Annotated in this window: 12 protein-coding genes; 3 read left to right on the top strand and 9 right to left on the bottom strand. The window is 64.9% G+C overall.

Annotation, left to right across the window (positions count from 1 at the left end; translation table 11 throughout):
- Positions 1-29: 29 nt before the first annotated feature.
- The gene (locus CQ044_RS00415) at positions 30-1,355 is read right to left on the bottom strand and encodes a UDP-glucose/GDP-mannose dehydrogenase family protein (protein WP_105686079.1); all 1,326 of its coding nucleotides are present in this window, start codon (positions 1,353-1,355) and stop codon (positions 30-32) included.
- Positions 1,356-1,489: 134 nt separating this feature from the next.
- On the opposite strand from CQ044_RS00415, the gene CQ044_RS00410 reads away from it, so the two are divergent.
- Together CQ044_RS00410 and CQ044_RS00405 are read left to right on the top strand one after the other, a co-directional pair.
- Positions 1,490-2,929: an O-antigen polymerase gene (locus CQ044_RS00410; RefSeq protein ID WP_105686078.1), complete on the top strand. Its 1,440-nt coding sequence runs from the start codon at positions 1,490-1,492 to the stop codon at positions 2,927-2,929.
- A gap of 5 nt (positions 2,930-2,934) precedes the next feature.
- Positions 2,935-4,167: an oligosaccharide flippase family protein gene (locus tag CQ044_RS00405; protein ID WP_258133065.1), complete on the top strand. Its 1,233-nt coding sequence runs from the start codon at positions 2,935-2,937 to the stop codon at positions 4,165-4,167.
- Here the strand turns inward: CQ044_RS00405 and CQ044_RS00400 are convergent.
- From CQ044_RS00400 to CQ044_RS00365, 8 genes are read right to left on the bottom strand one after another with little or no spacing between them, the layout of a single operon-like run.
- Positions 4,162-5,154 carry a glycosyltransferase gene (locus CQ044_RS00400; protein WP_181158128.1) on the bottom strand — a complete coding sequence of 331 codons (993 nt, stop codon included), beginning with the start codon at positions 5,152-5,154 and terminating at the stop codon, positions 4,162-4,164. The genes CQ044_RS00405 and CQ044_RS00400 overlap by 6 nt on opposite strands.
- A gap of 1 nt (position 5,155) precedes the next feature.
- Positions 5,156-6,133: an NAD-dependent epimerase/dehydratase family protein gene (locus CQ044_RS00395; protein ID WP_105686073.1), complete on the bottom strand. Its 978-nt coding sequence runs from the start codon at positions 6,131-6,133 to the stop codon at positions 5,156-5,158.
- Positions 6,130-7,041: a glycosyltransferase family 2 protein gene (locus CQ044_RS00390; protein WP_181158127.1), complete on the bottom strand. Its 912-nt coding sequence runs from the start codon at positions 7,039-7,041 to the stop codon at positions 6,130-6,132. The genes CQ044_RS00395 and CQ044_RS00390 overlap by 4 nt, the downstream gene beginning before the upstream one ends.
- Complete coding sequence (locus CQ044_RS00385) at positions 7,038-8,210, bottom strand: glycosyltransferase family 4 protein (RefSeq protein ID WP_105686069.1); 1,173 nt, start codon at positions 8,208-8,210, stop codon at positions 7,038-7,040. Before CQ044_RS00385 ends, CQ044_RS00390 begins: the two co-directional genes overlap by 4 nt.
- Positions 8,207-8,869: an acetyltransferase gene (locus tag CQ044_RS00380; protein ID WP_105686068.1), complete on the bottom strand. Its 663-nt coding sequence runs from the start codon at positions 8,867-8,869 to the stop codon at positions 8,207-8,209. Before CQ044_RS00380 ends, CQ044_RS00385 begins: the two co-directional genes overlap by 4 nt.
- A complete protein-coding gene (locus tag CQ044_RS00375) occupies positions 8,862-9,482 on the bottom strand; it encodes a sugar transferase (RefSeq protein ID WP_105686066.1) in 621 nt (206 codons plus the stop codon). Before CQ044_RS00375 ends, CQ044_RS00380 begins: the two co-directional genes overlap by 8 nt.
- 3 nt (positions 9,483-9,485) lie before the next feature.
- A complete protein-coding gene (locus tag CQ044_RS00370) occupies positions 9,486-10,619 on the bottom strand; it encodes a DegT/DnrJ/EryC1/StrS aminotransferase family protein (RefSeq protein ID WP_105686065.1) in 1,134 nt (377 codons plus the stop codon).
- Positions 10,612-12,456: a nucleoside-diphosphate sugar epimerase/dehydratase gene (locus tag CQ044_RS00365; protein ID WP_258133062.1), complete on the bottom strand. Its 1,845-nt coding sequence runs from the start codon at positions 12,454-12,456 to the stop codon at positions 10,612-10,614. The genes CQ044_RS00370 and CQ044_RS00365 overlap by 8 nt, the downstream gene beginning before the upstream one ends.
- A gap of 375 nt (positions 12,457-12,831) precedes the next feature.
- On the opposite strand from CQ044_RS00365, the gene CQ044_RS00360 reads away from it, so the two are divergent.
- Complete coding sequence (locus CQ044_RS00360; RefSeq protein ID WP_105686063.1) at positions 12,832-13,140, top strand: PqqD family protein; 309 nt, start codon at positions 12,832-12,834, stop codon at positions 13,138-13,140.
- Positions 13,141-13,151 lie beyond the last annotated feature (11 nt).

Raw genomic sequence — 13,151 nt, 5'->3', positions numbered from 1 at the left:
GTGATCCTTTGGAATAGGCCGGAACTGGCTTAGGGACGACCCATGCCGTAGTAAGTGAACCCGGCGGCGCGCCACGCCTCCGCATTCAAGCAGTTCCGCCCATCCACGATGACCTTGCCCGCGACCAGGGAGGCCGCGTACACGGGGTCGAGCTGCCGGCGGTATTCGTCCCATTCGGTCACAACGATCACGAGATCGGCACTGCGGAGCGCGTCGTCTCTGTCATGGACGTACCGCAGCTGAGGGCTCACGCGACGAGCGTTCTCGATGGCCGCGGGATCCGTAATGGTGATGTTGGCACCGAGGCCGTGCAGCCGGGTTGCGACGTCCAACGCAGGCGAATCGCGAATGTCATCGCTGTGCGGCTTGAACGCTGCGCCGAGCACCGTCACATTCTTCTCGAACACCGAACCTCCCAGCGCTTCGACGACGAGTTGAACCGCTCTGTCCCGGCGCCGGAGGTTAATCTCATCGATCTCGCGCAGGAAGGCCACGGACTCGCTTCGTCCGAGTTCCTCAGCGCGAGCCGCGAATGCTCGGATGTCCTTGGGGAGGCACCCTCCGCCGAACCCGATGCCCGCGCCGAGGAAGCGGCGCCCGATCCGATTGTCATGCCCGATCGCATCCGCCAACGTGGTCACGTCCGCGCCGGTGACCTCCGCGATCTCTGCCATGGCATTGATAAAGGAGATCTTCGTCGCGAGGAAAGCGTTCGCTGCGACCTTCACGAGCTCTGCCGTTGCGAGATCTGTGACGATGAACGGCGTGTCTTTGGCCGTCGCCGTGTGATAAACGTGGCGAAGAACGTCTGCCGCACGCTCACCTTCAGGCGTGCTCTGGCCGTCCGCGCTCGGAACGCCGACCACGATGCGGTCGGGACTGATCGTGTCCGCGACCGCCCAGCCTTCACGGAGGAACTCGGGGTTCCAGACAAGCACCGCGCCCGTGCCGGATACACAGTCCGCGAGTTCCGCGGCGGTGCCGACGGGGACCGTGGACTTGCCCGCGATGATCTCACCGTCGCCGACGATGCTCAGCAGGTCCTCGATCGCCGCGTGCACAAAGGTGAGGTCCGCCGCGGAACCATCACGTCGTTGCGGTGTACCCACGCCGACGAAATGCACGGCCGCACCACGTGCTTCTTCCACATCGGTGCTGAACCTCAGATTGCCTGAGGCCAAGCCTGCAACGAGCAGCTCCTCCAGCCCAGGCTCGAAGAATGGCGCCCTGCCGCTGGCGAGAGCGTCTACCTTGTGCTGGTCAACATCGATGCCGACCACCTCGTGCCCGATCGATGCCATGGCCGCAGCATGCACAGCGCCGAGGTAACCGCATCCGATGACAGACAGCTTCATTGAACCCCCCAAGGGAATCAGCATCCGAATCCAAGCCCTGATGCTACCGGTTCATCGCCCTCGTCCAGGCGCGCGATGCGTCTCCGATAGACTTCGAGCTGCAGTATCCACGGTCGAGCCGATGAGGAGGAGCGATGATCATCGGGCTCGCGGTCTGCGCAGTCATGCTCGCGGGCGCGTGGTTCGCTCGGAAGCTCGGAATGCCGAAGTTCAACGTCGTCTCGGCCTTCACCATCAGCTGGGTCGCGATGATCGTGATCGCGACCGTCTTCGGCGGCCTGACGGACCCGATCGTCGAGTTCACCTGGGTGGTCATTCTTACCGGCTGGGCTTCGTTGTTCGTGGGTGCGATCGTGGGCTGGGCATTGGGAAAGAACCGCAGGCCTGAGGTCGCGGCGAAACCGATCGTCATTGACTTGCGGCGCACAACGAGATTTCACGTGCTGTTCACGGCCCTCCTCGCGGTCTACCTCATCATCCGCTTTCAATCGGCCTGGCCACTGATCTCCGCGGCCGGCGGATGGGAGGCCGTGCTCGGCACGGGGGCCAACGCATATCGAAGCGCATCTCTGAGCCTCGCCCTGTCCGACTCGCAAGAAGGCTTGACCGGTGGTTTCCTCGGCCCGCTCATCAACTACGGCACGTTCATTCCGGGCATGCTCGCGACTTACACCGGCGCTGTTCTGTGGCGCGGGCACCGGCGTCTTCTCGGCATCACGCCGGTCGTCCTCAGCGGGTTCCTTGGTCTTCTGACACTGCAGCGAACGTCGATCATGATCGTCCTTCTGCTTTTCATCATCGCCGTATGGCAGCTTCGGCTCACCGGCGTGGAGATTGCGACGACTCACAAGGATTCTTCGGCCTCCGACTCCAAGCGACCGCGCACAGGACGATTCGCGGCGCTAGTCGCCACGATCGCACTACTCGGTGCGGCCGGAAGCTTCCTTTTCGTGACCACGACCGCACGAACGGACCAATCCCGCGGATCGGGATTCCAGGCCTCGATCGGCGAGTACGTCGTCGGCGGAATCGCGGGCATCAACACTCGAAGCGCCAACGCCGGAGCCTGGCCGTTGATCCCCGCCGACATTCCGGGACATTTCGACCCTTCGCCCGGCCTCGGCGGGTACACGTTCACCGGGCTCTGGACGGTCCTTCAGCGGATCGGGTTCCCCGTGTCGACGACGCGCGTCAACCTCGATTTCACCCAGGCGACAATGTTCGGCGATGCGACCGTCACGAACGTCGTCTCCGCGCTTGGCGAGTTCTATCTGGACTTCCGGATGCCAGGCCTCGTGATCCTCTCGTTCCTGCTGGGCCTTGGCGGCGCCTTCTTCCAGCGCCGATTGATCGGCAGCCGTCGCGTCACGTCGATTCCTATCACCAGCTTTCTCCTGACATTCTCGTTCTGGTCGTTCTTCGTCGCATGGTCGAGCGATCTGCGGCAGTTGCTTGTCGCGGTGCTCGGTGGCCTCGTCCTCAGTTGGGTCGTCCGCGCGCGCGCAGAGTCGCCGGGTAGGCGATCCCCTGCTGGCGTCGCCAACCCGCTCCCGCAATCCGGGACGGCGGGGTAGGCGCCGTGCTCGCAAAGAGGCTCCCGCGAGGAGCAGGCTGGATGACGTATTCGTACGTCGCTGGTTTCGCTCTGCAAGGTGCGTACTTCATCCTGCTGGCTCGAGCACTCGGCGCTGCCGAGTACGGCCTGTTCGTGGGCGCGCTGTCACTCGTGACCGTGTTCGCGTCGGTCGCGGGGCTTGGAGCGGGAAACGTGCTCGTGCTCGAGACTGCACGCAATCACGAACGTTACCGAATCCAGCTCGGGACTGCCCTGGTCTATCTCTGCGTGACGTTCGTCCCCTTGGTTGGGCTCACGCTGCTCTTCGCGCAGATACTCGCGTCGAATGTGCTCGTCGCACTGATTCCGCTCCTCATCTCCGAGCTTCTCTTCACCCGCGCCTACGATGTCGGGCTGCAATCGTTCCAGTCCCACGATCAGCTCAAGGGCGTCGCGCATCTCAACGTCGCAGCGGCCGGGCTCCGCGTCGTTCTTGCCGGTGTGTTCATCCTGCTCGGACTCCACGGAGCGTCTTCCTGGTCGTGGTTCTATGCGGGAGCGACGGTCCTCTTGGCAGTGGGCATCCTGCTGATCTGCGTCTCGAGGTTCGGGACTCCGAAATTCGACCGGGATTCGATCGCTACGACGTGGCGGCTGGGCACCTTCTTCGCGCTCGGTATGTCGTCGCGCATTCTTCTGAATGACAGCGACAAGTTCATCCTCGCCGGCAGCGGAAGAGAAGCCGAGGGCGGTCAGTATGGAGCGGCTTCCCGTCTCGTTTCGATGGCATTCGCTCCGCTGCAGGCGATCACGTACTCGCTGAACACCCAGCTCTTCCGTGCGGGTGTACAAGGGTATGGAGCGGTCTGGGCCATTCTCCGGCGCGTCTTGCCCATCGCAGCGGGTTACGTCGTGTTCGCCGGGCTCGCGCTGTGGTTGCTTGCTCCGGTCGTGGTCCTTGTCCTTGGCAAGGACTATGCAATGGTCGCGCAGATGCTACCCGTACTTGCGCTGATTCTGGTCGGTCAGACCGGCGCCTATTTCGTCGGGGATGCACTCATGGGCCTCGGCCGGCAGAGCGTACGAAGCATCTGCCAGGCCTCTGTGGGCGTCGCTGTGCTGATCCTGAACGTGATCTTCACCCCGACTTTCGGATGGATCGCGGCGGCCTGGATCGCTATCGGTGCAAGTCTCCTGCTCGCCGTTTTGCTCACCACGATGTTCGCGGTGGGGCTGCGGCGCGAACGACGACTATGAGAGCCCGACCGGACGCGAGAGGTCCTGGCGCTCGCCGTCTTCGACAGCTTCCTTGAAGACCGCGAAGCCGGCCCGCGATGAGTTGCGTACCGCACTGATCCTGGCGACGGTCATCACGACGAACCGGTTGACCCGATAGCGCAGCCTCTCGGAGAAAGAACGCACACGCGAAGCGTCGTACCAGATCCGATTGCGCGTCGACAGGTACAGACGATCCTTGTGAGGGCTGCTGATCGCCGCGCCCACCGAATTCTGTGCCGTCTCCTGCGTCCATTTGCCCTCGGCATCCTCGATGACGGCCTCCGCCGCGAGCACGATCGGGTGGCCGGCGGCCGCGATCTGCGATGTCCACACCGTGTCATCGGAGTAGAGGACGAGTTCAGCGAGAGGAGACCCGACCTCGTCGAGGATTGCGGGCCGAACCAGCAGACCGCCATAGGGCGCGTAAGGAATCCTCGGCCGTGACGCCGCCCCGGCCGTTCGCCTGAACGGCAGCTTCCGGCGTGTGTAGGTCACGAGATCGAAGCCCAGGAATGCGCCAGCGGGCGGGTAGACGGTTTCCACCCTCGCGCCTTCGCTGAGACGTTCATGAAACGCGTTCGGGACACGTCTTGCGGCGACCACGACGGACGGATCACCCAATGCACCGGCTTCCTCCTGCTGCACGACCAGGAGCTTCTCGAGGACGTCAGCCGTCACCCAGTTGTCGTCATCCAACAACCAGATGAATTCCGGTCCCTGGGCCTTGGCGACGTCGAGTCCTGCCGCGAAGGCTCTGGCCGATCCGACGTTGCGCTCGTTGCGGACGAGCAGGATTCGCTCATCGCCTGCTGCCAACGCGATCAGACCAGCACGGCTGGCCTCGGACGAGCCGTTGTCGACGACGACCCTGCCGACGCCAGCACGCAAGACCCGCACTATCGTCTCTCGACAGAGACGATCGAACCTGTCGCCGTACGTCACAGTGACCGCGATGACGTGCGGCACGTCAGACCGTGTTCTCCGGCAACGAGCTCCAGACATCGATCGTCTCCCGCGCCCATTCCAACTGACGGGCAAGGCCCTTCTCGATCGAAGTCCGGCTCTTCCATCCGATCACATCGGCCGCGAGATCGCTGGAGCCTCCTGTGCGGAACACATCGCCACGGGAACGCTCAAGGTATTGGACATTCAACGCATTCCCGACGAGCCCACCTAGAACATCGAGAACTTCGTTGACGGAGATGTTGCTGCCACCGGAGATGTTCACGACCTCTCCGGGTCTCGCGGTGTCCGCATGTCCGGCTAGAACGTTCGCCTCGACGACGTCGTCGATGTACGTGAAGTCGCGAATCTGCTCCCCCGTCCCGAAGATCCGGATCTCGCGATCGGAGAGCGCAGCCTGCACGAACCTCGTGAACGCCATGTCGGGACGCTGTCCGGGGCCGTACACGGTGAAGTAGCGGAGCGAGATGGTCGGCACCCCGAAGTTGGTTCCGTACAACGAGACGAGATGCTCGCCCGCAAGCTTGGTCACGCCGTATGGCGATACCGGACGGGGCAGGTCGCTTTCGGTCGTGGGGAAGCGTTCGGCATCCCCGTAGATGGAAGACGAGGAGGCGTAGACGAATTTGCTCAGACCGCCGTTCCGTGCAGCAGCCTCGAGGAGTCTCTGCGTGGCGAGCACATTGTTGCGCGCGTACGACTCGAACTCCTGCCCCCACGAGGAGCGCACACCCGGCTGACCAGCCTGATGGTAGATCACGTCGACGCCATCGAGGAGTGCATCCAGGTCGATGTCGTTGATGTCCGCCTCGTGGAATGCGAACGATTCACCCTCCAGGTCCTGAAGGTTGCGCCGCTTGAGCTGCTCGGCGTAATAGGACGTCAGGGCATCGATTCCGACGACCTGATGCCCGTCGCCCAACAGGCGCCTGCTGATACCGCTTCCGACAAAGCCGGCGGCGCCGGTGACCAGTGCTTTCACGATGTCTCCCTTGAAGTGTCCTCTGTCCGCGGGGCCGGTTCCGCGGAGGTCCGGACGACGCTGGCCGTGAGCCGTTCAGCCCAGCGTCGGGTCTCCGGCTCGCTGATGGCGGCGTATCGACGCCGCATGATCGCTTGCGCGCGGCCTGTCATGGATGCCATCCGGATCACGGTCTGCTTGAGCATCGACCGTGCGAGCACCACGGCCGTGGGCACGATGCCGATCATTCGAGGGCCATAGCGACGCACGATCCGGCGTTCGAAGCTCGCAGACCGAGCAAACTTCGACGGATTGAGGTTGCCCGCCACTCGATAGAAGAGCACGTGTTCCGGATCTCGGAAGTAGCGGGAGTCGACCGCCGAAGTGATCCACAGCGCTTTGTCCTGGCAACGCAGGAGGGTCTCATCGTAAGGATGATCGCGGAACCATGTTGTGCGCGCCAGCACCGTCGGGTGAATGAAGGGAGTCGACTTGAACATCGATGCGACATCGACCGCCGTCGGCAACGAGGCGCTCTCGGCGAGGATCGTGTTGTCCTCATCGATGATGACCGACCGACCGGAAACGAGATCGGCGCCGCTCTGGGAAAGCGCCGCCAGCTGATGCGAAATCCGTTCAGGCATCATGATGTCATCGGCATCCATGCGCGCGAGAAAATCACCGTGCGCCTCTCGCGCGATCTCATTGAGCCGAGCTGCCAGCCCCTTCGACGCCTCATGCGCGAGCACTCGGATCCGCGGATCCTGAAACGATCGCAGGTACGCGACAGTCGCGGCGGGAGACCCATCAGCGACGACGATCAGCTCCCAGTTCTGGTGACTCTGATTCAGGACAGATCGGATCGCGTCACGGAGGTACGAGATCGGTTCTGCCGCGACCGGCAGCCCGATGCTCACAAACGGGCTCACGCGGTCTGCCTTTCTGAATCGCCGCGGATCGCCAGTTGCGTGCGCAGGTGTTCTTCCATCGAGCTCCAGACGTGACGGGGTTGGAAGTCCGTCTCCGCTCGTCGCCGGGCAGCCTCACCCATTTTTCGCATCTCCTCCGGGCGTTTGATGAGTGTTGCAAGGACATCAGCGAGCTGGGTGACAGCGCCTACCGGAACGACCATACCGGTGACGGAGTGTTCCACTGAGTCCACGCAACCGGTTGCGTCCGAGACGATCGCCGGGACGCACATCGCCGCGGCCTCGAGCACGACATTAGGGAAGCCCTCTCGGCGGCTCATCAGCACGAGTACGTCGAATCGCGCGAGATACGGGCGCACGTCTTCGATCTCACCAGTGCGGTGCACCGGCGGGCCGTCTGGTGCCGACAGCTCGGCCCCCTCATCACCGCCCACGAGAAGGACTCGCGATGCGACGCCGCTGGCATGCAGAGCCTCGGCCGCATTGAGGAGCACGTCCACGCCCTTGTCAGGATGGAGGCGTCCGACATAGCCGATCGTCGTGCCGACGGTTCGTTCCAGGAACCTTGCCGTGTCCGGGTCGAGCTCTGCGCGGGGCGCGTCGGGAGCAAAGTATTCCGAGTCGACACCATGCGAGGAGCCGGAGGCTGGCACCGCGATGCGATCCGACGTGGCGATTCCGAGGCTCACGGCCCGCTCCGCCAGGCTCGCGCTGTTGGCCACGATCGCCGTCGAGCCCGACGCGATCGTCCGCTCGAGCCCCTGGAAGATCTTGCGCGCCAGGCCTGTCGCGGTCTCGAAACGGATGCCCCAGAGCTCATAGACCCGCACCGGAACGCGCAGTATCCGAGCCGCGATCGACGTCAACAGGCTCGCCTTGGGTGTGGCGTAGATCACGGCATCGGGGCGGATTCTTCGCATGAGGGCGATCATCCGTCCCAGACTGCGAATGTCGTGGAGCGGCGACGGATCCCTCCGCATCGGCAGCGAATGGGCCGCGACTCCGCGTTCGGCCAAGGCCTCTCGGATGTCGCTGACATCGTCTGCGACCAGTGTGACCTCGTAGCCGGATTCCGCGAGGAACTCGACGTAGCCGCGCATGAAGAGTCGAGCCGTCACGGCGGCCGTGACGACGACCATGATCTTGCGGCGCGGCGCTCCACCCGTCACGAGTGCTTCTCCAGCACGCGGGCGGGGATGCCGACGACGACCGTCCCCGGACCCACGTCCCTGGTTACGCAGGCGCCTGCACCGACCGTCGCACCCGTGCCGACGGCGAGCCCCTGCAGCACGATCGCCCCGGCCCCGATGAGTGTTCCTCCGCGGACGGTGACCTCACCGGAGACGATCGCCCCGGGGTTCACCGAGACGAAGTCCTCGAGGATCGAGTCATGCCCGATGATCGCGCCCGGGTTGATGTGCGAGTGCCGTCCGAGCCGCACGTTCGTCGAGATCTGTGCACCACCGCACACCACTGACCCTTCCGCGAACACGACACGAGTCCCGACTACGGCCGCGGGATGCGCCAACGTCGCCGGCCGTGCACCCCATGCCTCGACCTTCTCGGCGATGCGTGTCCGCACGGCGGGTGAACCGATACCGATGACGTAGTGCGTGCCGGCGAAAAGCTCGCGGTTCGCGTCGATCCCTCCGAGGAGCCGGATCTCGCGGTCGCGAAGCCGCTCGACCTGGATCTCCGCGGGCGCGTCATCCACGACGCCGATCACATCCCAAGCAGCGTCCCGGGTGCCGGCGTTGATCGCCTCGATCACGTCAAGCGTCTCTCGACCGAAGCCGCCGGCCCCGATGACGATGATTCCCTCAGCCATCGACCTCACCGAACTTCGTCATCGTCGCCTGTCCCTCCGCTGAGATGCCCTCCCGCGCGATCACGGATCGGATCGTCGCGACGACGATGCGGGCGTCGAGCTTCAGACTACGGTTCTCGACGTACACGACGTCGAGGGCGAACTTGTCTTCCCAGCTGAGCGCATTGCGACCGCTCGCCTGGGCCAGGCCGGTGACACCAGGGCGGACCTCATGCCGCCGAGCCTGCTCCGGGGTGTACCTCGGCAGGTACTCGACGAGGAGGGGGCGCGGCCCGACGATGCTCATGTCACCGCGGAGCACGTTCCACAGCGACGGCAGCTCGTCGAGGCTCGTCGAGCGCAGCACGCGACCGAACGATGTAAGCCGGTCCGCGTCACTGATGAGTCCCCGAGCCTCATCGATGTCGCGCATTGACCGGAACTTCCGCAGCCGGAAGATCCGCCCGTTCCTGCCCGGTCGCGGCTGCACGAACAGCACCGGTCGGCCGAGACGGATCGCGACCAGCAACGCGACAATCACGAGCACAGGAGACAGGAGGACAAGCGCCACGACGGAGGCCGCGATGTCCAGGAAGCGCTTGACGAAGTCGTAGGGTCGGGTTCCGCCGGCCACGGATCAACGCCCGCCGACGAAGGCGGTGATGCCGTCGACCACTCGCGCGCGTTGCAGCTCGGTCAGCGCAGACCCGCTGGGCAGCGTGAGCCCCGATTCGAACAGCCGCTCCGAGGCGCCGTTGATGACGCCGCGGTGATGGGCGAACACCGGTTGCTTGTGCATCGGCTTCCAGAGCGGCCTGCTCTCGATGTCGTCCTGCGCGAGCGCCGCGGAGAGATCGGATGGAGCCCAGCCCGTGCGCTTCTCGTCGACCAGGATCGATGTCAGCCACACGTTGTCGTGCTCGTCGCCCTCGGCGCCGAAGACCTCGACACCGTCGACCGTTGCGAAGAGCTCCTTGTAGAGCTCTCGCATTTCTCGACGACGCGCGATCATCGCGTCGAGCCGAGACAACTGCGCGCGCCCGAGGGCTGCGAGCAGGTTGCTCATCCGGTAGTTGTATCCGACGTCGACGTGCTCGTAGTGCGCCACCGGCTGACGCGCCTGCGTGGCGAGATACCTCACGCGCTGGGCGAGATCGGCGTCGTCGGTGAGCAGCATGCCTCCACCTGAGGTGGTCATGATCTTGTTGCCGTTGAACGAGACAGCCGATGCCCGACCGAAGCTTCCGGCGGCGCGACCGGCGTGCGACGCTCCCAGCGACTCCGCGGCGTCGGATAGAACGGGCACGCCGAACTCCTCCGCGATAGCGAGGATCGTGGTGTAGTCCACGGCTTTGCCGAGCAGATCGACGGGGACGATCGCGCCGACATGCTCGCCCGCGTCGCGCAGCGCCGTCAGCGCTTCGCGCAGCAGGGCGGGATCCATGTTCCCGGTCTGCGGATCGGCATCGACGAAGTAGGGCTCGGCTCCCGTGTAGACGATCGCGTTGGTGGTCGCGGCGAAGGTCATGGTCGAGGTCACCACGACGTCTCCAGGCTTGACGCCCAGGGTCAGCAGTCCCAGGTGCAGGGCGGCGGTTCCGGAACTCAGCGCGACGCCGTGCCCGACGCCCAGCCGCTCCGCCAGCTCACGCTCGAAAGCGTCGACGTCGGGGCCGAGAGGTGCGATCCAGCCGGAACGGATCGCCGAGATGATCGACTGCTCTTCCAGCTCGGTCACGTCGGGTGAGGACATGTAGATCCGGTCAGCCATTCGAAGGTGCTTCCTGCGGGACGCGCGTCGAGCCATTGACGACCTGATCGATCACGATCCGGTCGACCACGGCGGTGTCGTTGTTGCGGGGTTCCGCCTTCATCCGCGCCTCCCAGCCGGCCTTGTCGAGGCGCTCGGGGCTGATCGTGTCCGCATGGGCGTGCGAGATCTGCGGGTGGAACGGACGCTCGAGATTCTCGCGCGCCCCGACCAGCTCCTCGTGCAGCTTCTCGCCCTGACGCAGCCCGGTGAAGACGATCTCGATGTCCTTGCCCGACATCGAAATCATGCGCTTGGCGACCTCGAGGATCGAGACCGGTTCACCCATGTCGAGGATGAGCACCTCGCCCGCACGGCCGATGCCGCCCGCCTGAATCACCAGCTGGCAGGCCTCAGGGATCGTCATGAAGTAGCGCGTCGCGTCCGGGTGTGTCACGGTGATCGGCTTGTCATCCGCGATCAGGCGCTGGAAGGTAGGAAGCATGGAGCCACGGCTGCCGATCACGTTCCCGAAGCGCACCGAGAGGTACTGCATCCCGGTCTGCTCGCCCGCCCAGGCGGTGAGCTTCTCCGCGACGCGTTTGGAGTGACCGAGCACGCTCGTCGGGTTCGCCGCCTTGTCGGTGGAGATGTTGACGAAGTGGCTCACCCCGACGCGACGTGCGGCCTGCAGCACGTTGAGCGAACCGAGGACGTTCGTCTTCCACGCCTCATCGGGATACTGCTCGAGCATCGGCAGATGCTTGAGTGCGGCCGCGTGGAAGACGACCTCCGGGCGGCGCTCGTCGAAGATGGCGTTCAGCACGGCGACATCGCGAATATCGGCCAGCACGACCTCGTTCGAGTCCAGTAGACCGTTGCCCGCCGTCCCGAGCTGAGCGGTTTGCAGCCCCGTCTCGTCCCGGTCGAGCATGATCAGCTCGCGGGGGCCGAACTTCGCGAGCTGGCGGCACAACTCTGATCCGATGGATCCGCCCGCCCCGGTCACGAGTACGCGCTTGCCGGTGATGTAGCCGGCGATGAGTTCCACGTTGGTGTCGACGGGGTGCCGGCCGATGAGGTCCTCGATCTCGATATCGCGGACGTCGACGGTGGTGCCGCCTTCGAGCATGTAGTCCGTGATGGTAGGCGTGACCGAGACGCTCATGCCCGCGGCGTCGGCCGCGTCGCTCAGTTCGCGCAGGAGCACGCTGTCGGCGTTGCCGAGGGCGATCACGAGCCTCGTCGCCCCTGTGCGGGCGGCGATCTCCTCAAGCTGCGCGCGACGCCCGAGCACGGGCACGCCCCGCAGGCGGAGGTTCTTCTTCGCAGGGTCGTCGTCGATGAGACCGACGGGAAGGATCGGCGAACCCGGGTCGGTAGTGATCGTATGCAGCAGTCGGTCGCCGAGATAGCCGGCGCCGAGCACGAGGGTGCGCTCGGCATCGCTCGAGGGCTTCCTCGAGCGCTCGATGGTCAGGCGGGCGATGTAGCGCACGCCGAACATCAAAAGGAGGACGAAGGGACCGGCCAGCAGTACCGTCGCGCGAGGGAGGCCGATCAGGTTCCCGGACGGCACGATGACCGAGGAGAGGATCAGGGTGATCCCGGCCACGACGAGGGCGAGCGTCCATACTTCGCTGAACGAACCGTACGGGTAGCGACCGCGGTACAGGGCGAGCGCATAGCCGACGATCAATTGGATCGCTGCGGCGGCCAGGGCAAGGCCGAGCGTCGCGATCCAACCGGAGAGCGGCAGGGTGAAGTCGAGGCGCAGACCGACGGCGAGGAACGTTCCGAGCACCCAGGCCAAGGCGTCCAGCGTCGCCACCCAGCGTCGGCGCCGCTGGCGCGTCACCAGCGCGCGTGCCGTGGTTGCAGTCTCGTCTCGGCTACCGCTCTGCACCGCAAATCCCCCCTCATAGTTCCGCAACGCGTCGATTCGCGGGCGCTTGTCGTCACCAATCCCGTGGTGCGGAGCATCGCTCCATACCACTCCCCCTGCGTTTCCAGGATCTCATAGCTGTGAGAACGCCGAGTGCAATTGTCCAGAAAGTGACGCGTCGCGTACGGCCTTCGTTCGCATTTCGCATGTTTCTGACAACGCCGTCGCCCCCGCCGCTGGTCCGCAAGGCGCACCAGCGCACTGAGAACCAGGCAGATCCGTGAGCCAAGGCCCAAGCGAATACGCCGCCCCGCCCGCGCCGCTGCGGCGTCTCGCTAGGCTGGCCCTATGGGTCACAGTGAGACACAGCAATGGCGCATCGCCGATGCCGTGGCCTGGACCGCGAACTCGGACGGAATCGTGGCGCTCGACCTCGAGTCGGAGACCGCCCACCCCACCGCCCTCCTCGGAACGGCGGCGTTCGTCTGGGACGAGTTGGATGCGAACGGTCCGATCGACACAGAGCATCTCCTGAGGAACATCGCCATGGCTTTCGAGGTCGGCGTCGATGAGATCCGCGCCGACGTGATCGACCTGCTGGCAACTCTCCGCGACGGTGGTCTGGCGACGACGAAGGTCTCGACGACCGTCGAGTAGCCCCGCGCGCC

The sequence above is a fragment of the Microbacterium sp. MYb64 genome (genome assembly GCF_002979495.1).
Lineage (GTDB): Bacteria > Actinomycetota > Actinomycetes > Actinomycetales > Microbacteriaceae > Microbacterium > Microbacterium azadirachtae_A.
This window is presented reverse-complemented; position numbering and strand designations above follow the sequence as displayed.

Excerpts from the sequence above, each read along its gene's own strand:
- CQ044_RS00415 (WP_105686079.1), bottom strand. The coding sequence starts at position 1,355 with ATGAAGCTGTCTGTCATCGGATGCGGTTACCTCGGCGCTGTGCATGCT.
- CQ044_RS00410 (WP_105686078.1), top strand. The coding sequence starts at position 1,490 with ATGATCATCGGGCTCGCGGTCTGCGCAGTCATGCTCGCGGGCGCGTGG.
- CQ044_RS00380 (WP_105686068.1), bottom strand. The coding sequence starts at position 8,869 with ATGGCTGAGGGAATCATCGTCATCGGGGCCGGCGGCTTCGGTCGAGAG.
- CQ044_RS00370 (WP_105686065.1), bottom strand. The coding sequence starts at position 10,619 with ATGGCTGACCGGATCTACATGTCCTCACCCGACGTGACCGAGCTGGAA.
- CQ044_RS00360 (WP_105686063.1), top strand. The coding sequence starts at position 12,832 with ATGGGTCACAGTGAGACACAGCAATGGCGCATCGCCGATGCCGTGGCC.